This window comes from Mesorhizobium sp. M1A.T.Ca.IN.004.03.1.1 (assembly GCF_003997555.1).
In the GTDB taxonomy this organism is placed as follows: Bacteria; Pseudomonadota; Alphaproteobacteria; order Rhizobiales; family Rhizobiaceae; genus Mesorhizobium.
In genome coordinates, this window is record NZ_RZTV01000014.1 from 1 (window position 1) to 21,698 (window position 21,698).

Below are 21,698 nucleotides of genomic sequence, written 5' to 3' on the forward strand. Positions count from 1 at the left end.
ATCGCTGATTGCTACTCTGCCGTGTTGCGCCGCGACAGAGATGACGTAAGGCAGGCTGAAGCGCGCGACGACCGGGTTCTTTGGGTTCCACTTTTGGTCGCGCGGCTGAACCACAAGGCTCTCAGCGAGATGGTTCAATCCGAGCTCAATTGAAACAATATCCTCGCCCGCGAAATTGTGCTTCTCGCGCAATTGCAGCAGCCCGTCGATCCCCGGATGCGTACACTTGCAGGAGGGCCAGGGTTTAAAGCTAATCGAAGCGTTCACATAGTCATCACCTAGTTTCCCCATAAGCAAACCGAGGTCGTAGTTAGTTTCGAAAGCTTTGTAGAAGCCATACTTACCAAAGAACGGCTCCCGCGGACCGTTGAAGCTCACCATGGCTGAAAGCGCCGACTCAAGCCCGGAGCGGGCCCGCAATCCCTGCTGCAACGAGACAGTGTGGGTACCTTCTTCATACATCTGGAATTCGCCGGCGGCGTGGGCGTAGGCGATACCGAACGCATTTCGGGTTTTCTCTTCGTCGAGCCGTAGCAACTTTGTGCTGACCGCGGTCGCGCCCCAGACAGCGACCATATTGTCGCGGCCCGTGTTTATAGAATTGGCGGTAACGCTTCGCGCGAGACGCACGTGCAGATCGATAGCCGTTGCGAGGGCGGACAGCAATTCGCGCCCGGTGATAGAGGGATCGCGTTCCGCCAGTGCCAGCGCCGGCGGCACGTCATACGCGCTTGCGTGGCAGCCATTAATACAAAGCTCGTAGGTCTCATCAAAATCCAGGGCCCTGGCTGTCGTGGCGTTGACAAGGGTCGCCAAGCAGGCGGGGAGCTTTTCCCCGGAAACCCAAACAGTGCATTCAGGTTTGCCGCCGGACAATGCGCCCAGGTGACGAGCGAAGTGCGCAATCGGGTCGCTCGATCCGCCAATGGCGCTCGCAAGCGTGTCCAAAATAGAGAGTTTCGCCCGTTCAATAGCCTTCTTGGGGACTGTCTCAAAACGGGAATCGAGAACATGCTTGATAATTTGCGTCGTCAAATCCATCACCGAACCTCCAGTTGAATGGTCGCGCTGCTCGGGGAACCTTTGAACACAGCCTTACCTGCCTTGCCAGCTTGTTTGATACCGCATTCGATAGCTCGTCCCCCGGCTTTCGCGGGAGCGAAATGCATGTTTTCCGCTCTCTGTAGCCGCCGCGCGAATAATCTGAACGCAATTTGTTTCTTCGGGCTATCCGCGTCGTGATGTTGAGATTTTTTGGAATACTCACGTGACACTCGCGCCGCCATTGTCGAACCCGAACTTCTACCGAGCGCAGGTCCGACGCACGGGCTGGCGATACGCAACAATGTTACCTTCACGAAGATATCGGCGAACCGTGTTGCGCGCGCATTCAAACTCCTGCGCAATTCGTTTCGCTCCCCAGCCTCGTTCGTGAAGGCCTACCATGGCCAAAACTTCTTCCCCCGATCGCATTTCCTCAACCCGCATCGTTCCAGACAATGCAAGTTGCGATGAAACCTCTCTCGTCATCGATTCTTCCTCTCAAAAGAGAGGGGTCAGTTCTTCGTTTCGTTCGGGGGTCAATTCCTCATTTTGCCCGACACGTTGATCGCGCGCTCGATATCGAACAGGGCATCGATGCGCTTCACGGCTTCAACCGCGAGCGGATAGACCAGGTTGGGCTTCTCGCCGTGCGCCTTCTTGCGCGCCGCCGCTTCGATATCGGCCAGCTCGAACACTTTGCGCCGGCTGTGGGCCCAGCAGCTGGTTTCCAGAACAGGCGCCGGCTGACGACCCGTCGCATAGAGATCGCCGTAACCACCAAAGGCATCGGCCTGCAGAATGCCGCTCCAGCCGGCGAGATGCACCGCGGGATGTTCGCCTCGGCGATCGCGGGAATAGTAGAACACCACTGCCGGCGGATCGGCGCCGCCGAACGGTCGGTCATCGCGCACATAGATCCATAATCGTCTCCTGAACCTGCAGAGCGAGCCTTGCAGCATAGAAACCGGCCCTTCTCCATCCGTTTTGCATACAGCGACATGCCGAGCCATCCCGCGACGCATATCGGCCCGGCCGACCGCCAACCAGATCCGCACCTGGCTCGGGACCGGGATCATGAAACGCCCAGCGCCTTCACCATCGCCGCCGCCAGTGTCGGCGGCGTGGTCAGCGGAATCCGCAGCCGCACCGCCGCACCTTGCTGGCGATCTGCAGCTCGATCACCGCAGGGGCGCCGCCGGCACCGAAGCGGCGACAGGCTCATCGGGAACCACGACAACTTCGGCGAAGCCTTGTCTCGCGGGCTCTCAGCGTGCGGCGCCACTTATAGACCAGCTGGTCGCGACATTGTACTGACGCGCCACCGCCGCCACTCTGGCCCGGGGGCACGAATGCCGCGGCCAGTATCCGGTGCTGATCCTCTTCACGCCAACGACGACGACGCTCAGCCCCGGTCAATAACGTCACATGGCTCATGCTGTGCTGCTTACTGTGCTCGTCAGGACGACCTTAAGAGCGCAGCTTCGCTACCGCGCCATGCTAGCGCAAGGCAGCACTCGCCGGGGGGCGTACCGAGCCATCGGCTCGCAACGTCAGACATACAGCCCGCCGTGACCCCGGCTTCCGTTTACCGTAGAGTGAGTGTCTGCGAGTCTGATGTCCGGCCGGATTCTCGCCGCTGTCGGTCCATCTTGCCGTCCCGTTCAAATCCAAGCTCTCAAAGCAGCCAGCCATATTACGGCGGCACAGCTCAAGACGGGCATTGGGCAGCGAATAATTCGCCTTCTTTCGGCTGGCTTGTGCGCTGACGTCGGCTACGGCGACGGATGCACCAAGGTGCACCTACAGCTTACATTACGAGGCGGCTGCCGCCTCCATCAATCACTATTGTCGTGCCATTGATGTACCTTGCTCGGTCACCGACAATAAATCCAACTAGCTCCGCGAGTTCGTCGGCAGTTCCAATCCGCCCCAGGGGATTGGTATTGGCCACACGTTCGATAGCGGCATCTCGATTGAGGCCTTCGTCGACCATCAACGCCTCAATTCTTTTGTGAACTCTGCCTGTGTCAAAATAACCAGGCGCGACAACGTTCACGCGAACGCCACTTCCCGAGAGTGTGTCTGCGAGGTGCTTAGCTAATACTGCTATTCCGGCACGCATGACGTTCGATAGTAGTAGGTGACCTGTCACCTCGTGCACGCCTGCCGAGGAGACATAGACGATATCACCCCCACGACCTGACGCTCTCATTGCAGCGGCCGCCGCTCGCGACACTCTCACTGCACTCATGAGAAGCGTCTCATAGGAATGATCCCAATCATCGTCGTCTAGGTCTTCGAGAGTTCCGTACGGCATATGACCAGAATTTACGACGAGGCAGTCAATGCTCCCGAGGAGTACCAAAGTGCGTTGCAACAACATGTCGACATCGGCTCGCCGAGCTAAGTCTGCAATTATACCATGAGCGCCTGCGCATCCCTCAATTTTCTGTAGATCACCTACAGCTCTGTCTAATGACGCCTTGTTACGACCACAAATAACAACTTCCGAGCGGTTTTTAGCTAGTCGTTTGGCGATGGCCAAGCCAAGACCCTTGCTACTGGCCATTACTAGAACTTTTCGACCATGATCATTCATAGCGATGATCTCTTCCCGATTGAGAGTGGTAGATCCGGACCATGGGCCTCGTCACTACCCGTCGCCAAGTATCGTTGCTAATCTCGACCTGCGGTTCCAAAGCTAGTAACTTAGCATTATGCGTCTATATATTTCAACGGACCTTTCAAGTTGATCCAATTCAATGAACTCATTATTCGTGTGAGCGCGATCAATGCTTCCTGGCCCGAGCACGATGCATGGGATGCCGGCCAATGATAGCTGACTAGCATCCGTGCCGTACGGCACTCCAATGTACTTGCCCGTCCCGGCAACTTCGGCACACGCCTGCGCTGCCACGGAAGCTATCTTGCTCGACTCGGCACTGTCCGGAGCAGGATCTTCAAGCGCGGGCAGTAATGATCGGACCTTGATGTCTTCGCGATCCCGCAAACCTTGCAGTATGTTCTCCACTTCTGCCAACGCCTGCTCCGGTCGCTCTCCTGGAACGAGACGTCGATCCACCCAGATGCGGCACGATGGAGGAACCGTCGTCAATTCCAGGCCACCCTCGATAAGACTTACCGTCAAAGTTGGAGGACTGACCAAAGGCTGGGTGCGGGAAGCGAGATTCTCTCCGTGTTCGTTGAGCGCCAATATGACCTTTGCCATGCCTGAGATTGCATTGACTCCGAGATGCGGCTTCGAAGTGTGAGCAGGGACACCCTGAACCTCTATTTGCCAGCGGACCGACCCTTTGTGGGCGACTACAAGCTCAAGCTCGGTTGGTTCACCAACAACCGCGGCATCATACGACTTGCCGGAGAGAGCGATGGCGCGAGCGCCGATCTTACGGTACTCTTCATCAATGCTGGCGGCAACGACAATTGTGGCATTCGGCTGACGGTCCCCTAAGGTACTCAGGGCGATCATCATTGCAGAGAGGGAACCCTTTGTGTCGCAACTTCCCCTACCGTAGAGTCGATTATCCTTCAATTCGGGAGAAAATGGATCGGAAGCCCAATTATCAGTGGGCACCGTGTCCATATGGGCCACAAAAAGGAGGCGCCGACTAGGGTCTTTGCCTGAGATCCAGGTCAAGAAATTCGAGCGGCCGTCGACAACGTGCTGGAGTTCATAAGGCAGGTTTCGGTCCCGGCAAAACCTTTCAAGATATTCGACGACCCGCTGTTCTCCGCTGCCCCTGGGTGAAAGCGAAGGGTTTACGCTTTCAATTTTGACAAGGTCTTGAAGAAGCGCCACGGTATCTGCGCTTGGCGATGACATAAATTCTCCTATCCGCTTGTGATCTGGCGCAGCTACTTCGACCATTTTTTGACTATATCGACAACTTGGTCGACTTCCTCCTCGCTGTTGTAAAGATGGAGCGAGAACCGAAGGAGTCCTCGTCGCGTTGATGCAACGACCTTGTTTTCCGCAAGATAGCTGTGCAGCGACGGTATGTAGGCGGCTACTTCTTGCGCTCCGCCGAGTGCAGCCATGTCGCCCACCGCCACAATACTCCCAGTGTGCTCGCCAGGAGGCCCGCCACAGACAGGCAGTCCGGCTTGTAGCAGTCCTGAAGCCAGTCGAGTTGCCAAAGATGTCACGTGCTTGTCGATCGCTTCTGTTCCGATCTCCAGCAGTTGCCCTAAGGATGCGTGGGCGGCAATCATGCCTGGGAAATTGTAATGCCCGATGTCAAAACGAGGCGCCCCAGCCCGCAACTTGGCGGCGTTGAGAATGGGAGCCGATTCTGGTGCGTTCCCGAGATCGACGCTAAAGCGAGCGAGGTAGGCTGGCTTTAGCTGATCTGCCCACTCCCGGCGGCAGTAGAGAAATCCCGATCCGTAGAGGCCCATCAATCCCTTCACAGTCGAGACGGCCAAACCATCTACTCCCAACCGGTTGACATCGGTATGGAGTATTCCGACCGACTGAGTCCCATCCGCCAAGAGGAAGGCGCCATGACGCCTGCACGCCTCCGCGACAGGTTGCGTGACTGTCCGAAAGCCAGGAACCATCGTTGCGGTTGAAAGCGTCACAACGCGAGTCCTGGAATCAAGCGCATTGACAATCGCATCTACGGGAATCGCACCTTTATCCGGCTCCACTAATTTGAGATCAACATTATGTAGAGCTTTCACTTGGAGCCATGGCAGGATGTTGTTTGCATGCTCAAGTTGAGGGCATAAGACAACGCTGTCGCCGGCTCGCCAGTCAATCGCGTTGGCGATTATGTTGATCCCCTCTGACGCGTTCTTTGTGATAGCAATTTCATCTTTATCTGCACCAACAAATCGAGCAAATCTGGCGCGTGTCTTCTCGATGTCCGCCAACTGGCTAAGCTCATCGTTTATCCCGTGCAATCTGTTATTCAGATGATCCTCGAACGACCCTCTTGTGGTTCGAGATATCAATCCTTGATTAGAAACATCCATGTAAATTAAGTCTTGCGTCGCTGGAAAATCGTCACGGATGCTGTTTAATGGAAGCTTACTGCCGTTCATAGTCATGGTGCTCGTCAATTGCGGTTTACCTTGGTCCAAACGCCGCGGACAGACTCCAAGCGCGAACGCGGCTGGCGGCAGCGGGGAACTAGCTTCGTCTCTGCAGGACTGATCATATCCGTCAGAAGGTGGGAAATTCCCCCTATTTCTCGCCCATGTTGAGGATTTTCTGCATAGATGCGAATTGCATGCAGACTTTCGAGCCGGGAGGGAGCAGCCAATCGTGCGCGCAGGCACTTTGCATCGGGAGGCCCGTGCCGCCAGCGCCTCGAGACAGTGAACTCGACGTCAGCGGTGACGGCAGTCGCATTCTTAGCCGATCACAAGCTTGCCATCTCAGCTGGCAGAACACTCCGACGGCCCGCACCCGCGCGCCGAGGCTGCCGGAAGTGAAGTGATCTAAGCCGGCGAGGGTCCAGGCTCCCGACGCGGGCACAACATTCGCGCAGATTTCGCCCGACCCGCCGCCGTTTTTTAGACATTTGTTGTTGGGGGTGGCTGCCGATGCAACAGCAATGTCGACGAGGGCGGAGGCTTTTGAGCAATCAAGGCCAACTCAACGCAGGTTTCCTGCGCAAACTCGGAAACGACGGCAACGTTGTGCGCAGATCAGATGCTACAATACGCCGTCCAGCGCGTGGCGCGCCTCCTTGTTTCGAAGGGCTCCTATGAAAGTTTCCGGCATAGACACCATAAAGGTAGAAAAAGACCTGGCTTTTACTATCCAGGAGTATCAAAGAAGGCTCAAGGCGGTCCGCGAAGGCATTGCAGCGCGGGATCTGGACATCCTCGTGGTGACCATCCCCGAGAACATGCTTTACCTAAGCGGTTACAACACGCTCGGTTATGCCTCCGCCCAGTATCTGCTTATCCCGCTGCAAGGGGAGCCCCTCCATATCACCCGTGGCATTGAAGAGGTGAATGTCCGGGCCTATTCGTGGATAGATAACAGTACCAGCTACATGGACCACGAGGCCCCGCTCGAGCTGCTCGCGGAAACGCTGCGTAACCTGGGTTTTGCCAAGGCGAAGGTAGGGTTCGAGGAAAAGTCTTGGTTCTTCTCGATCGCCGATTACGAAGGGCTCAAGACCCTTCTCCCTGACGTCCGTTTCGAAGATGGCTCGATGATTGTCGAGGCGGTCCGCGTCGTCAAATCCGATGCCGAAATAGACTATATCCGGCAGGCAGCGCGGATTGCCGAGGCCGGCATCGAAGCGGGCATCAACCAGATAAGGGCCGGCGTGAACGAGAATGAAATCGCCGCCGAAATCCAGCGCGTGGTCACGCTCAAGGGAAGTGAATACCCCGGCTACCCGCCGTTTGTGACTTCGGGCGTGCGCACGAGCTATGCGCATGGCACGTGGTCGGGCCGGCAGATTCAGCCGGGTGATCCTGTCTTCCTCGAACTGTCCGGCACTGTTCGACGCTATAGCGCCGCGATCATGCGGGCTTCCGTGGTCAGTCCATCCAACCGTGAACTCGAGAAAATGGAGGACGTGTCACGAAGGGCGCTGGAAAACATGCTCGACGGCATACGTCCTGATCGCCCCCTCGGTGAGGTGTGGAGTATCTGGTCGCAGACCGTCAACGATGGAGGCTATGAAGGCCGCTTCAAGCGTACGGGGTATTCCATCGGCATCAGCTACCCGCCGGATTGGGGCGAAGGGCACATCCTGTCGTTTAAGCGAGGGGAAACGCGGACCCTCAAGCCCAATATGGTCTTCCATATCCCCTCGATGGTCAAGTCTTTCGGCTTTGCGGACGTCGGCACCAGCGAGACTGTTCGCGTGACCGAAACTGGCTGCGAGATTTTGACGAACTACAAACGTCAGCTTTACGTCCGCTAAAACCAGACGCAGACTTCTGACCTTCATGATACCAGGCCGGGCCAGTCGAGAACAACATCGGTGTGTTTCGATTGCGGCCCGGTTCGCTGCCAGGCCAGTAGACGCGCAATGTTAACGCACCTCCAAACGTCGCTTCGTCCAACACAGCAGCAGCTGGCGAACATGCGCGTGATCCCGATAAGTGATTATGTCGGTCCGTTCTCCATCGCCCAAGTGAAACCTTCTTCACGGGCGGTGTCGCCTTGATCAGTATAGGCCTGGTGAGGGCTGAAATTCAGAGAGTTAGCGATCTGCCGCCAGGTCGTGATGGCATTGGCCGAAGTCAAAGGAACATTCCGATGTCTCAGGAATTCGAAGATATCAACCGCCGCGTTGCCGGCGCCTCGCTGACCAATCCCGAGTTATGGCGGCCCGATGCGACGCTGGGTGCGCCTATGATCCCACCCGACGAGTGGTCTTTTTGGCCTTATAGCAAATGGACATACTCGCACGTAAGCGAAGCTACGCGAACCGCCCGGGTTTGGCGCGGGCCAGGACCGGTCCTGCCGCTTCCAAGCCGGATCAGGGAGGATATCGGTGATATCGAAGTTGCGTCCAGCGACGGCCAACGCGCCACGATCCGCGAATACCTCGAGAGGGACTATACTGACGGGTTTCTGGTTTTGCACCAGGGCGAGATCGTGTTCGAAAAATACATGAATGGCATGGAACCGCATTCTCAGCACATCGCCAGATCGGGTTCCAAGTCCATCACAGGGACGGTGTTCGGGATTCTGGTGCACCGTGGGCTTATCGACCCTGAAAGTCTGGTAACACGGTATCTGCCGGAACTGCAGGCGACCGCCTATCGCGGCGCCACGGTGCAGCACTTGCTGGACATGACTGCGGGCGCCACTCTCAAGGGATTGTGGTACGTGCCAAACAACGATTACTTTAATTACGTTGTAGCAACAGGATACTTCGGCCCCCCGGAGGGACATCCTGACGCTCCTGCCGATATATGGCAGGCCATTCTGCGGATAACCGAGCAGGAGGCGCCGCACGGCGCGCGGTTCAAGTACTTTGACCCCAACATCGACGTGCTAGGGCTAATCATGCAGCGCGTATCAGGCAAGTTTCTCCCGGAGCTGTATAGCAGCGAATTATGGAGTCCGATGGGGGCGGAGGAAGACGCCTGCCAAATCGTAGACAAATCTCGTTTTTCGATGTCGTCCGGTGGATTTCAAGCCACACTCCGTGATTTCGCGCGCTTCGCGCTGCTGCATCTGCGCGGCGGCAGGCTCAACGGCAGGCAGATCGTTCCATCTGAATGGATCGAGGCGATAAGACGCCCTAAGCCTCTTCTATTCGACTTGTTCGCGCCGAACGGTTCTTATGCCGATGCCAGTTCAGACCTGCCCAATGGCGCTTATCACAATACTTTCTGGATCGAAGACCAAGAGAGAGGCGCCTACATCGCGTGGGGATATGGTGGCCAGGTGATCTATATTGATCCGCGGGCGGACTTCGCAGCGGTGAAGCTCTCACACCAGCCTGGCCAATCACCGGTGAAGCGGGCACAGTGGCCTGACCAAGTTTACCAGTCCCCGAAAGCCCTTCCGTTTGACGCGTTCGGGGCGATTCGCGCCATCCGAGATGCACTGGAAAGTTAAGATTTGTGTGACCGGTGCCAGACCGCAGCGGTTCGGCGATGCAACACCGCGGGAGGGGCAGGGTCAGGTTACGCACGAAGGTAAGCGGATTTTAGCGATCTTGATCTAGCACGGCCTGGATTGGTTGTGTTAGCCAGTGTTGCTGCCGAACTCCAGACCAGCGCGGTCAACCGGTTGTCACGCGCCGTCCCGCCGACATCAACGCGATGGACTTTGTCGAGGCGGCCAAAATGCGGGGCGAAGGCCGCGGCTGGATCATCTTCTGCGAGGTTCTGCGGAATGTCTGTCGCCGCTAGTCTCCGAACTCGGCCTGCGCTTCATCTTCGCCGTGCTCTTCCTGTCTGCCCCGTCCTTTCGTATCCTCACGGACGGCCGCCTTGCTGAGCAGGCTGAAGGCTGCAACCTCAGTGCAAGTACTAAGAGTAGCCCTGTGACGAAGCATCAGGTTGAGCGGCTGGTCGCGGCGACGTTCGAGGCTGGGACCAATGTTTCGGAGATCGCGCGATCGGCGAGCCTTCATGTGAGCCAGCTTTTCCTGTCGCAAGGAGCGATGCCAGATCTCCGTGTCGTCCGTGCCGCAGCTTGCTACCCTGGAGGTCGTCAAGGCAGAGCCACCGCCGATCTTTCGACCGCGCAAGAAGAGCAGCATGGAAAATCGAGCTTGGCGGCGTCCGTCGGCTGCGGATCGAGAGTATCGACACCTGTGCGCTCGGCCGGATCCTGGACGTGCTGGAGCGGCCGGCCTCGCATTGATGGTGCAGGAGACGTCGAAGCGTGTTTCAGAGGATGTGGCCATCCCGGACGAGTTCGTCCATCACCGAGCGCACTGCGCTTTCGGCGATTGCAGCGATCTCTTCGACTTCTGCCTTGGTTGCTATCAGCGGCGGAGCAAAGCCCAAAATGTCCCCGTGCGGCATGGCACGAGCGATAAGACCACGGTCACGGGCAGCCTTCGAAATTCTGGCACCAACCTTGAGCGTCGGATCAAAACGTTTGCGTTTGTGCCGATCGGCGACAAACTCGATTGCACCCATAAGACCGACGCCGCGCACTTCACCGACGATCGGCAACTGCGCGAACTTCTCCTGCAGCTGCGCCTGGAAAAACGCGCCGACGTCACGCGCATTGCCGGGGAGGTCTTCTTTCTCGACAATGTCGAGGACCGCGTTGGCCGCGGCGGCGCCGATCGGATGACCAGAGTAGGTGTAGCCGTGCGAGAATGCGCCGACCTTGTCGGCCCCATCCTCCATGACTTTATACACCTTCTCCCCAACGATTGCCGCTGAAAGCGGGAAGTAGGCCGACGTTAAACCTTTAGCGATCGTGATGAGGTCTGGCTCGATGCCATAGTGCTGTGAGCCGAACATGGAACCGGTGCGGCCGAACCCTGTGATGACTTCATCGGCAATGAGCAGCACATCATGTTTTTTTAGGACCGCCTGGATCGCTTCCCAGTAACCTTCCGGCGGAGGCGTGATGCCGCCTGTGCCGAGGACGGGCTCGCCAATGAAGGCGCCGACGTTGTCTGGGCCGAGCCGCTCGATCAGCTGATCAAGCCCGGCGGCGCGGCGAGCGGAGAATTCGCGTTCGGTCTCGCCCGGGTGTGCGCCCCAGTAGTGATGTGGAACACCGGTGTGAACGATCTGTGGGAGCGGCAGGTCCATGTGGTCGTGATAGAAGCTCATGCCCGTCATCGAGCCGGACACGACGCTGCACCCGTGATAGCCGCGTTCACGCGAGATGATCTTCTTCTTCTTCGGCTTGCCACGCAGATTGTTGTAGTACCAAACAAGCTTGGCCTGGGTCTCGTTGGCGTCCGAGCCGGACATGCCGTAGAACACCTTGCTCATCTTCCCAGGTGCCATCTTGACGAGGCGATCAGAGAGAATCGCAAGTTCATCGGTCGTGTGTGCCGCATAGGAATGGTAATAAGCTAGGCGAAAGGCCTGACGGGAGATCGCCTCTGCGACTTCAGCACGGCCGTAGCCAACATTAACGCAATAAAGACCAGCGAAGCCATCGATGAACTGGTTCCCCTGCGCATCTTGGATGCGGATTCCTTTGCCCGTTTCGATGATCGTTGGATCACCAAGCTTGCCGCTTACGAAATCCTTGAGCTGGGTGAAAGGATGCAGGACAGAGTTCCTGTCCTTCTTGCTTATTTCTTTGATGTTTATAGTCATCAATGCATCCTTTTATCTTTTATGCTGCAAGATTTCCGAAGCAGGTGTATTTTGGTTCCAGATACTCGGTAATGCCGTGTTTGGAGCCTTCCCGGCCGAGTCCGGACTGTTTCCATCCGCCGAAAGGGATGGGCGCTCCCGTAAATTTTGGGGTGTTAACCGCCACCATGCCGTATTCAAGCCGGTCGGTGAGCCTCATCGCACGGTTAAGATCTCGGGTGTAAACATATGCCGCAAGACCCATCTCCGAGTTGTTCGCGCGCGCGAGCACCTCCGCTTCGTCTTCGAAGGGCAGAATTGCAGCCACAGGCCCGAACGTCTCTTCTTTTGCAACCCGCATGTCGTCGGTCACATCGGCGAGCACTGTCGGCATCACGAAGTTCCCGCCAAGAGCGGTATCCTGTGCGCCGACTATCATTCGAGCCCCTGCTGAAAGAGCCTCGGAGATCTGCCGCCTGCATTTTTCGGCACCAGACGCCTTGGTCATTGGACCGATGTCGACGTCGAGCTCCAATCCGTGTCCGACTTTCAGTTTGCTGGTGGCCTTGCCGAATTCTTCTACGAACCGGTCATAGACTCCCCGCTGAACGTAAATCCTGTTTGCTGCCAAACAGTCCTGGCCGGATGTAGCGAACTTTGCTGCCATGCAGCCTGCGACCGCAGCTTCCATCGGCACGTCGTCGAAAAGAATGAATGGAGCATTGCCGCCCAGCTCGAGCGAAGCTTTCTTTACGGTCCTTGCGGACTGCTCAAGGAGTATCCGGCCGACCTCGGTCGAGCCTGTAAATGAGAACGCGCGCACATCGGTATGTTCCAACAGTCGCCTGGCAATTGGCGGAGCTTCGCCGGTTATCACCTGAAACACGCCGGCGGGGATTCCTGCGTCTTCGGCAAGACGGGCAAGCGCGAGCGCCGACAAGGGCGTTTCTGGAGCGGGCTTTACAATCATGGTGCAGCCAGCGGCCAATGCCGCTCCAGCCTTTCTAGTGATCATTGCCGATGGAAAGTTCCATGGTGTGATAGCGACGGTCACTCCGATCGGCTGCATCTGCACGGCCAGCCGGCTTCCAACTATATGGCTGGGGATGGTTTCGCCGTATGCTCGCTCGCCCTCCGCTGCAAACCAGTCCAGAAAGCCCGCGGCGTACGAGATTTCGCCGCGAGCCTCCGTGACGGGTTTGCCTTGCTCGGCGGTCATGATGACGGCCAGATCTTCCGCGTTTTCGCGCAATCCTGTCGCCCAATTCCGGAGGTATGCGCCCCGTTCTGAAGGAAGCAAGTCGCGCCACCGCAGGAATGCGCTTCTCGCGAAATGAACCGCATTATCTACATCAGACATTTCGCAGGCTGCCACCTGAGCCAATTCTTCGCCAGTAGCGGGATCGACTACCGCGAGGGTTTCGGGCTTCCAGAGCCAAGCGCCATTCACATACGCGCCTTGTTGCAGCAGGTCCGGGCGTTTGAGGCCCTCCAATGCAGCGGTTGCAGAACCGTTCATCTAAAACTCCGGATCGGGCCTTCTATTTCATCGAAATTAGCCCTGTAAAATCGTCGATTGGCAGCGCAGTTGCGGGCTACTAAGCCCTTTTTCTGCGAATACTGAGGTGCCGACGAACATATCCCGCCTTGCTCGCGACTGCTGCGTCGCTTTTGAAGAATGGCAGCACAGGCGGCGCGAATGCGGGCTGAACGGTATCTCGCAGGTGCCACCTAATGGTGCTTAAAAAGCGCCCAGGCATTGTCTAGCAGTACTTCCGCATTCCGCCGAACTGAAGGAAGGCGCTCTCCAATCCCTGCTCAGTCTGCGTGCCGTTTGCGGCGCTCGAATATGCATAGGCGCCAGCAAGCCCGGCAAGCGTCCGCCCGGGACACTGCCGCGTGCGATGAACTGCTGAACGACCCGGTGTTCATCTTGGTCGCACAGACCGCGCGTCGATGGCCCTATAGAGAGCGCCGACCAGAACAGCGCGCGGCCTCGCTCGCAGAGCGAATGGCAGCGCCGAACGAGTTCGGACAAACTTTTAATGCGGTACGGTCGCGCCCTGCTCAATGCGAAACGCCCCGCGCCAGCGACCGTCGCTTCCGCCGCCCATGAGGGCAAATCCAACGCCGGAAAATGACTCAAAGCTGAATAGACTAGTCCGGGGGATCTCGGGGGCGCGGCATGCAACACAGGACAATGAGCTAAGAGCCTCCGCCTTTTCAGCCTGCGAAAACGACGGTTTTGTTCCCATTCAGGATAACGCGGTCCTCAAGGTGAAGCCGAACAGCGCGGGCTAAGACCTGTCGTTCAATGTCGCGTCCCTTGCGGATGAGGTCGCCTGGCGTGTCTTGGTGGGATATACGCTCTACGTCCTGTTCGATAATCGGGCCTTCATCGAGGTCCGAGGTCACGTAGTGGGCCGTCGCGCCAATAAGTTTTACTCCTCGCAGATGCGCTTGATGATAGGGCTTGGCGCCCTTAAAGCCGGGTAGGAATGAGTGGTGGATATTGATGCACCGCCCAGCCAACCTGGCCGCGAAACCGTCTGACAGGATCTGCATGTAACGGGCGAGAACAATGAGATCGGGGTCGGTGTGCTCGATGAGCTGAACAAGTGTCGCTTCCTGCTGCGCCTTGTTGTCCCGACTGACGGGAAGGTGAAAGAAGGGCAAATCCTTCAGAACAGTGGAAGCAAGGTGTTCTTGGCCGTGATTGGAGACCACCGCAACCGGTTCCATCGGCAACTCACCAATACGCCAACGATTGAGAAGGTCGGCAAGGCAATGATCGAACTTTGAGACCAGCAACATCACTCGCTTGGGTAGCGACAATGGCCGCAGGGTGTAGGCCATCCCGAGACGCTCGGCGAGTTCCGCAATCTTACCGGCCGGTTCCTTGCCGACGGTTGCATCGCCGAGACGTGCGAAGACTACCCGCATGAAAAACAGCCCCGATTCCGGGTCGCTGTATTGCTGCGCCTCCAGAATGTTGCATCCTGCCGCGTAAAGCAGGCCAGCAACTGCGGACACGATGCCCGGTTGGTCCGCGCATGATAGCGAAAGAACCATAGACGGATCTGATGACATTGCCGAAATTCCAAGTGATTTATTGCGACGGCTAGGGGTGTGCACCGGCATTGAGGAGCTCCGGCGCGATCAACTTCTGCGCGTCGTGCCACTCGCCCTTCACGCGGCTGCGTCCGGCATCAAAGAATGGCCGCAGAGAAGCTATGGCAGGATAGCGCTCTCCGGCGATCTCGATCTCGAACATCCCTGCTGACAGCCAGTCCGCCGTCACTCCAGTGTCCGAGTTGAGATACCCCATGCCGATTCCGCAGCCGACGGTGTGGCCAAATCCGGCCGAGCGGAGGTAGCCGACGAGTATTCCATTGCGCCAAACAGGCTCGGTGCCGAACATCAAAGACTTGGCATCGGGCGCAGCGAGCTGGACCAGCCGTCGGCGTAAGGGCTTGCCGCGCTGAGCCTCCAGGGCCGCGCGTCCGATGAATTCCTCGCGCTTATCCCAGGCAACCGTAAACCCCAGTCCCGATTCCAACGGGGTGTCCTCGTCGCCGACATCCGAACCCCAGTCTCGGTAGCCCGCTTCCAGGCGCAACGTGTTGAGGGCGACATATCCGGCGTGGGCTAGTCCGAGATCTGCACCGGCGGCCACCAGGGCGTCGTAGACCCCTAGTGTTTGTTCGGTCGGGATGTGAAGTTCCCAGCCCAACTCGCCGACAAAGGTCATCCGGAATGCGAGCGCCAGGCTATACCCGACCTCGATTTCACGAGCCGTTGCGAAGGGAAATGCCTCGTTAGAAAAATCCGCAGGACTGACGCGCTCCAGTAACTCACGCGATCGCGGACCCATCACGGAGAGGGTCGTATATCCGGATGAAACGTCGGTAACCGAGACGTGGCCGGCTCCCTTGGCGTGCAAGCGCAGCCAGGCGAGATCGCGGGTGCGTTGGACGGCCGCTGTCACGATAATAAATTCCTCGTCATTGATGCGCGCGATCGTGACGTCGGACTCCATACCGCCTCGCTCGTTCAGCCACGGCGTATAGACAACACGGCCAACGGCTACGTTCACGTCGTTCGTGGACAAGCACTGGAGCAGCGCAAGGGCATCCGACCCCTGCACCAGAAGGTGCGCGAAGGACGTTTGGTCGAACAGCGTGACGCCGGAGCGGGTGGCCGTGTGCTCGGCGCCACTTCGCTCGAACCATTCGTCCCGGCCGAACGTCGCATGGTTTTCATTCGGCGACCCGGGCGCACCAAACCATTGAACGCGTTCCCAACCGGCACTTTCACCGAAATTAGCGCCGGCTGCGGACAGGCGGTCGTGCAAGGGGGATACGCGGACATTGCGCGCCGTCTTTGGTGACTTGTGCGGCAAATGAAGCGTCCAGAGGTTACCGACCGCTTCCACCGTGCGGTCGTACAGATACCGCTTGTTCCGCTGGAAGGGCATTGAGCGCCGGACGTCCATTTCCCAGCAGTCGCCCGCTGGCGAACCTGTCGACATCCATTCTGCCATGACCTTGCCCGCGCCACCCGAGGACTCGATCCCGCAGGAATTGAACCCAGAGGCGACATACAGACCCTGAATTTCGGGTGATGGCCCAAGGTGGAACCGGTTGTCCGGCGTGAAGCTCTCAGGGCCGTTGAAATTTAGTTGCAGACCGACATTTGCCAGGACCGGCATGCGCTCGATGGCCGCTGAGAGATAAGGTTCGATGTGGTCGAAATCCTCGGGCAGCGAATCGAAACTGAAATCGTGGGGTATGCCATTCATGCCCCAGGGTTTGCCATTGGGCTCGAAGAAGCCGACGAGCAGCTTGCCGGCGTCGGCCTTTGCATAAACACGCGCGTCCATATCGCGGATCGTCGGCAGGTCGTGGGGCAGGTCGGGAATGGCCTCCGTCACGACATAGAAATGCTCGGCCGCCTGCAACGGTACCGACCAGTTGAGGTCCGCAGCCACATTCCGCGTCCACAAACCGGTGCTGATGACCGCCTTTTCGCCACGGACCGCTCCCTGACTGGTTTCCACGCCGGCGAAGCGGCCTTTCTCGACGAGGATGCGTGTCACTGGGGTCCGCTCAAGGATCGTTGCTCCTCCCTGTCGAGCCCCGGCTGCGAAAGCACGGGCCGTATCGATCGGGTTGGTCATCCCATCGGAAGCGATCCACGCCGCTCCAAGGACATCACTGACATCGAGCAAGGGAACGCGGCGCTGCGCTTCCGCAGCGCTGATCATTTCCACGTCTAGGCCAAACGAGCGGCCCATCGAGGACCCGCGCTTCAACTCTTCAAGCCGGTCCCGGGTCGCGGCGACGGTGATGGAGCCAGTTTGACGAAAACCCGTGGCTTGACCGGTCAGATTTTCAAGATCCCTGAACAACTCCGCGGAATATTGAGCGAGCCTCGCCATGGTTTCATTGGCGCGGAGTTGGGTCACGAGGCCCGCCGCATGCCAGGTTGTGCCGCATGTCAACTGATCGCGTTCCAGAAGCAGAACGTCGCGGTGGCCGAGACGTGTCAGGTGATAGGCTATCGAGAGGCCGATAATGCCACCTCCGATGATGACGTACTCGGCATGGGAAGGCAATTTGCTGGCCATGGGAAGCGCTATTCTAGCCTTGTCGCGAAGGCGCCGGGAAGGCGGGTTAACTACCACAGTAAGCTACTGTCAAACGTTGTCCGATTTCCGATGATCTGCAGGTTTAAAAAGCTGCATTTCTGCGCGCTCCTGCCGTCGGACGCAGGGTTGCCTTAAGCCGAAGGCCGGCGGCGGTCGCGGTGGGCTGGCAGATAGGGCGACTTTGAGAATACCTACGAGCTTTGCATTAGACTGCCACGCAAGCGCGTACAACGCGCGCCCCGCGCTCGCACTCGCCGACGCGATCCCGCTGTCACCGGAAGCGAATTGTCGGTCGCCGTCGCGACGGCTATGGATCTGCATATGCGTCTTGCACGTAGCGTGACAAGCCATTCTCTAAAACCGGCCGTGCCAATACGGTGCTGTCTGGGCCACGACCGCTGTCGGTTCCAAGCTGCTGCTGCTCGACCAAGGCAAAATCCGGAATGGATACCAATCGTTTACGTTCACGTCGCGGGAAGTACAGATGTATGAAGAGATCGCGCACACCGTGTCGCTGCACCAGGGATTGCGGTGCCCACGCGGGACTAGAGTTGGCTCTTGCAGCCTTGGTGGGCTTCAACGGCCCTCAGGAACCTTTCTTTGGGAAAGCAGGGCTTCTACAAAGCCTTCGGACCTAGTTACCCTGCATCCGATCTTGAACGGACTAGGTTCCAACTATTGGCCAGATCCTTGCTGCCATCTCGTTTCTAGATGTCGGCAATACAAAAACGGTGTTTGACGGAAGAGGCCCAACGATTGAAGTCTGACGAAAATAGAGGTGCAAAGTGCGACTTTATGAGCCCTTTTTTGGAACGACAAATGAAGGCCGTAATGCCCGGACCGCAATCTGTAAAACGGTTGGCGGCGCGCCGCCAACATCAAGCCGCTATCTATTCTCCTTGCGCCGCTCCTGATCGTTTCCCCTCGTCGGTTTCGCTGAGAAGCGGTTGTTCCTGATGGGCGCCCCTTTCCGCCGCTGGGGCAGGAAGTTGGGAAAACACACAGAACAGGAGCTTAAATCTTCATGAGCGTTTCGCCAGAACTTAGCGAGTTCGTTGATTTGTCAGAAAAGAAGTCGCCGCCCACCAAAGCACGAGCTGTCGTAATCGGGGGCGGGGTGTCGGGATGCTCTGTCGCATATCACTTAGCAAAGCTCGGATGGACCGACGTCATTCTGCTAGAGCGCAAGAAACTTACTTGTGGCACAACCTGGCACGCAGCCGGTTTGGTAAGCGAGCCGCCTGTCGCTTCTAGGAATAATCTGTACAAGTACTCGATGCAACTTTACTCAAGCCTGGAAGGTGAAACAGGTATTGCAACCGGCCTTCGCCGAGTCGGCTCGTTGTCTATCGCACTCACCGACCAGCGCAAGCACGAGCTGTACAGGCAGTTGTCCCTCGCGGGCGCAGTCGGCGCCGAGGCGCGAAAGCTCTCTATAGACGAACTCAAGGAACTACACCCCTATGTAGATGTATCTGACATTACTGCCGCGCTCCATTTTCCTAATGATGGGCAGTGTGATCCAACTAATGTAACGATGGCGCTCGCCAAAGGCGCACGTATGCGCGGCGCTGCCATATTTGAAGGCGTGCAAGTCACTGGCGTTCAGACGAGGAACGGACGGGTGTCGAGCGTGACATGGGAAAGGGGCGGCGAGCGAGGGGTAATTGAAACAGAAAACGTCGTAAACTCCGCTGGGATGTGGGCGCGGGAATTAGGCTCAAGAAACAACGTTGCCGTTCCACTGCATGCCTGCGAACATTTCTACATGATCACCGAACCGATCGAAGGGTTAACCCGACTGCCGGTACTTCGTGTTCGCGACGAGCAGACGTATTACAAAGAAGATGCAGGGAAGATTCTTTTTGGGTCGGTGGAACTGAAGGCGAAGCCGTGGGGAATGGACGGCATCCCGGAAACCTTCTGCTTTGATCAGTTGCCTGAGGACTTTGCGCATTTCGAACCAATAATGGAGAAGGCTCTGAAGCGCGTGCCGGTCTTGGCCACGGCCGGTATCCGCACCTTCTTCAATGGGCCAGAAAGCTTCACACCGGACGACAGGTACCATCTGGGAGAAGCTCCCGAACTTAAGGGCTATTGGGTAGCGTGTGGGTACAACACCGGAGGGATAGCCTCGTCGGGTGGTGCGGGCTTAGCGCTGGCGCAGTGGATGAATGACGGCGAGCCGCCATTTGATCTGTGGGGTGTGGACATCCGCCGAATGCAGCCCTTTCAGAAGAACCGTTCCTACTTGAAGGAGCGCGTATCGGAGGTAGTGGGGCTAACCTACGCTGACCAGTTCCCCGCTCGTCAGAAGACAACTTCGCGTGGTGTTCGACGTTCGCCAATTTACGAGCATCTCAAAGTGCGGGGCGCAGTGTTCGGCGAGTCGGCGGGCTGGGAGCGGGCCAACTGGTTTGCCAGGGCGGGCCAGGAGCGCGAGTACCGATACTCCTGGTACCGCCAGAACTGGTTCGATAACCAGCGCGACGAGCACGTGGCGGTGCGCGAACGGGTCGGGATTTTCGACTTGACCTCATTCGGAAAGATCCGCGTGGAGGGACGAGACGCCTGCAGCTTCCTCCAGAAAGTTTGCTCCAACGACGTAGACGTGCCGGTCAGCCGGATCGTCTATACGCAAATGCTGAACGAGCGCGGCGGGATCGAGAGCGACCTCACCGTCAGTCGCCTCACGGAGACTGCTTTCCTGCTCGTCGTTCCGACCTCCTCATTGCATCGCGATTTGTCTTGGCTCCGGCGGCATTTAGGCGACGAGTTTGTCGTTATAACCGATATGTCGGCGTCAGAAAGCGTTCTGGCTGTGATGGGGCCGAGTTCGCGCGAGCTGCTTCGCAGAGTAAGCCCGAATGATTTTTCCAATAACAACAATCCGTTCGGGACCTTCCAGGAAATTGAGATCGGTATGGGCTTGGCGCGGGCGCATAGAATTACTTATGTTGGCGAATTGGGCTGGGAGATTTACGTCCCAACTGACCAAGCCGCGCATGTCTTCGAAGCAATTGAGGTGGCCGGCGCTGATGTCGGACTTAAGCTGTGTGGGCTGCATGCCATTCTCTCCTGCCGCATAGAGAAGGCATATCGGGGGATCGGGGAAGATATTGGCACCGATGATCATGTGCTTGAAGCGGGATTGGGCTTCGCCGTAAAGACGGCAAAGCCTGGATTTATCGGGCGGGATGCAGTGGTGAGAAAACGTGAGAAAGGCCTTGAGCAACGGCTGGTTCAGTTTCGGCTCAAAGATCCCACTCCATTGATGTATCACAACGAGGTGATCATCCGAGACGGTCGGGTCGCAGGAACAATCACATCCGCTGACTACGGGCATACGCTCGGTGGAGCCATAGGCCTTGGCTATGTACCCTGCAAGAATCAAAGCGAAGAAGAGCTGCTTTCCTCCACTTACGAAATCGAGATCGCAGGTGAGCGCTTTGCTGCGGACGTCTCGCTTAAGCCGATGTATGACCCGAGCAGCGAACGGGTGCGGGCTTGAGCTGTCAGTGGAGCGGCGTCCACCCGGATCAACATTTCGAAGCAGCGGAGCTTCCCGGGTAGCGCCGAATATTGACTTCCGAGTATGAATGCGAATTTGGCAAAATGCCGGACGGGGAATCCGCTACGTCGCGGACAGTCGTTTTATTAAGGCAGTCCGCATTTGACCGAATCGGAAGGGATTCCCTTGAGGACTTGAGTCTTGGTTGTGATTCAGGATGCTGGCGGGAGAGGAGGCCAGCATCGGATGGCGCGACCCTGTCGAACGAACTGCGTGAGCGTGTTCTGGCAGCGATCAAGGCCGGCGAGAGCTGCCGATCGGTCGCGGCGTGTTTCGACATAGCGGTGTCGTCGGCGGTGAAGTGGTCGAAGCGCTATCGGACGAGCGGATCTGTAGCTCCTGCAAGATGGGCGGCCACCGCAACAGTGTGCTGGAGCCGCACCGTGCGTTCATCGAGGAGCGGATCAAAAAAACGCCGCATCTGCCGGTGCAAAGGCTGAAGGCGGAACTGGCGGCCCGCGGGATGAAGGTGTTGCACGACACGGTGTGGCAGTTCCTGCGGCGCGAAGGGCTGCGGTTCAAAAAAAACGCTGTTGGCCTTTGAGCAGGCCCCTGCGCCTGCATCTTTGCCGCGTGCTCGACAGATCGTTCCGAACAGATACCGCTTTGCGCGACTGATTGGACTGTCTTGCGCCCTTCCTGGCGATCTGCGGATAAAGCCGCTCTGCATTCGGGAGTCAGCTTAGAAGAAACTGGAATAAGAGA

General features: G+C 57.7%; 11 protein-coding genes and 4 pseudogenes. 5 read left to right on the plus strand and 10 right to left on the minus strand.

Annotated elements, in window-relative coordinates; translation table 11 throughout:
* The 6 genes and pseudogenes from EOD29_RS27530 to EOD29_RS27560 all read right to left on the minus strand — a co-directional run.
* Positions 1–1,041, minus strand: a 1,041-nt coding sequence (locus EOD29_RS27530) for an MmgE/PrpD family protein (RefSeq protein ID WP_127248519.1), incomplete at its 3' end; no start/stop codon positions are given.
* A gap of 315 nt (positions 1,042–1,356) precedes the next feature.
* Positions 1,357–1,473 (minus strand): annotated as a pseudogene (locus tag EOD29_RS27535) (helix-turn-helix domain-containing protein); the annotation flags it as partial.
* Positions 1,474–1,604: 131 nt separating this feature from the next.
* A pseudogene (locus EOD29_RS27540) lies at positions 1,605–1,970 on the minus strand (transposase); the annotation flags it as partial.
* Positions 1,971–2,851: 881 nt separating this feature from the next.
* Complete coding sequence (locus tag EOD29_RS27550) at positions 2,852–3,643, minus strand: SDR family oxidoreductase (RefSeq protein ID WP_127248520.1); 792 nt, start codon at positions 3,641–3,643, stop codon at positions 2,852–2,854.
* Positions 3,644–3,745: 102 nt separating this feature from the next.
* Entirely contained in the window at positions 3,746–4,933 is a 1,188-nt protein-coding gene (locus tag EOD29_RS27555) for a M20 family metallopeptidase (protein WP_245475453.1), read from the minus strand.
* Positions 4,921–6,111, minus strand: a complete 1,191-nt coding sequence (locus EOD29_RS27560; RefSeq protein ID WP_245475454.1) for an aminotransferase class V-fold PLP-dependent enzyme — start codon at positions 6,109–6,111, stop codon at positions 4,921–4,923. The genes EOD29_RS27555 and EOD29_RS27560 overlap by 13 nt, the downstream gene beginning before the upstream one ends.
* Positions 6,112–6,779: 668 nt before the next feature.
* On the opposite strand from EOD29_RS27560, the gene EOD29_RS27565 reads away from it, so the two are divergent.
* The 3 genes and pseudogenes from EOD29_RS27565 to EOD29_RS38045 all read left to right on the plus strand — a co-directional run.
* Positions 6,780–7,958 (plus strand): Xaa-Pro peptidase family protein, encoded by a 1,179-nt coding sequence (locus EOD29_RS27565; protein WP_127248522.1) that lies wholly within the window; start codon positions 6,780–6,782, stop codon positions 7,956–7,958.
* Between the two features lie 338 nt (positions 7,959–8,296).
* Positions 8,297–9,610 (plus strand): serine hydrolase, encoded by a 1,314-nt coding sequence (locus tag EOD29_RS27570; protein ID WP_127248523.1) that lies wholly within the window; start codon positions 8,297–8,299, stop codon positions 9,608–9,610.
* Positions 9,611–9,760: 150 nt separating this feature from the next.
* Positions 9,761–9,965: pseudogene (locus EOD29_RS38045) on the plus strand (ABC transporter permease subunit); the annotation flags it as partial.
* Between the two features lie 424 nt (positions 9,966–10,389).
* On the opposite strand, the gene EOD29_RS27580 reads toward EOD29_RS38045, so the two are convergent.
* From EOD29_RS27580 to EOD29_RS27595, 4 genes are all read right to left on the minus strand, one after another.
* Positions 10,390–11,793: an aspartate aminotransferase family protein gene (locus EOD29_RS27580; RefSeq protein WP_127248524.1), complete on the minus strand. Its 1,404-nt coding sequence runs from the start codon at positions 11,791–11,793 to the stop codon at positions 10,390–10,392.
* A 19-nt stretch (positions 11,794–11,812) separates the two neighbouring features.
* Positions 11,813–13,291, minus strand: a complete 1,479-nt coding sequence (locus tag EOD29_RS27585; protein WP_127248525.1) for an NAD-dependent succinate-semialdehyde dehydrogenase — start codon at positions 13,289–13,291, stop codon at positions 11,813–11,815.
* Between the two features lie 704 nt (positions 13,292–13,995).
* Positions 13,996–14,862 carry a formyltetrahydrofolate deformylase gene (gene purU, locus EOD29_RS27590; RefSeq protein WP_206520509.1) on the minus strand — a complete coding sequence of 289 codons (867 nt, stop codon included), beginning with the start codon at positions 14,860–14,862 and terminating at the stop codon, positions 13,996–13,998.
* Between the two features lie 31 nt (positions 14,863–14,893).
* Positions 14,894–17,401, minus strand: a complete 2,508-nt coding sequence (locus EOD29_RS27595; protein ID WP_127248526.1) for an FAD-dependent oxidoreductase — start codon at positions 17,399–17,401, stop codon at positions 14,894–14,896.
* A gap of 1,045 nt (positions 17,402–18,446) precedes the next feature.
* On the opposite strand from EOD29_RS27595, the gene EOD29_RS27600 reads away from it, so the two are divergent.
* Both EOD29_RS27600 and EOD29_RS27605 read left to right on the plus strand, forming a co-directional pair.
* Positions 18,447–20,933, plus strand: coding sequence for an FAD-dependent oxidoreductase (locus EOD29_RS27600; protein WP_127248527.1), 2,487 nt, complete (start codon positions 18,447–18,449; stop codon positions 20,931–20,933).
* Between the two features lie 257 nt (positions 20,934–21,190).
* Positions 21,191–21,519: pseudogene (locus tag EOD29_RS27605) on the plus strand (IS630 family transposase); the annotation flags it as partial.
* Between the last annotated feature and the right edge of the window lie 179 nt (positions 21,520–21,698).

What these genes read in the sequence shown, in the direction of transcription:
- EOD29_RS27570 (WP_127248523.1), top strand. Translation starts at nt 8,297, where the DNA reads ATGTCTCAGGAATTCGAAGATATCAACCGCCGCGTTGCCGGCGCCTCG.
- EOD29_RS27595 (WP_127248526.1), bottom strand. Translation starts at nt 17,401, where the DNA reads ATGGCCAGCAAATTGCCTTCCCATGCCGAGTACGTCATCATCGGAGGT.
- purU (WP_206520509.1), bottom strand. Translation starts at nt 14,862, where the DNA reads ATGTCATCAGATCCGTCTATGGTTCTTTCGCTATCATGCGCGGACCAA.
- EOD29_RS27550 (WP_127248520.1), bottom strand. Translation starts at nt 3,643, where the DNA reads ATGAATGATCATGGTCGAAAAGTTCTAGTAATGGCCAGTAGCAAGGGT.
- EOD29_RS27560 (WP_245475454.1), bottom strand. Translation starts at nt 6,111, where the DNA reads ATGAACGGCAGTAAGCTTCCATTAAACAGCATCCGTGACGATTTTCCA.
- EOD29_RS27565 (WP_127248522.1), top strand. Translation starts at nt 6,780, where the DNA reads ATGAAAGTTTCCGGCATAGACACCATAAAGGTAGAAAAAGACCTGGCT.
- EOD29_RS27600 (WP_127248527.1), top strand. Translation starts at nt 18,447, where the DNA reads ATGAGCGTTTCGCCAGAACTTAGCGAGTTCGTTGATTTGTCAGAAAAG.
- EOD29_RS27580 (WP_127248524.1), bottom strand. Translation starts at nt 11,793, where the DNA reads ATGACTATAAACATCAAAGAAATAAGCAAGAAGGACAGGAACTCTGTC.
- EOD29_RS27555 (WP_245475453.1), bottom strand. Translation starts at nt 4,933, where the DNA reads ATGGTCGAAGTAGCTGCGCCAGATCACAAGCGGATAGGAGAATTTATG.
- EOD29_RS27585 (WP_127248525.1), bottom strand. Translation starts at nt 13,291, where the DNA reads ATGAACGGTTCTGCAACCGCTGCATTGGAGGGCCTCAAACGCCCGGAC.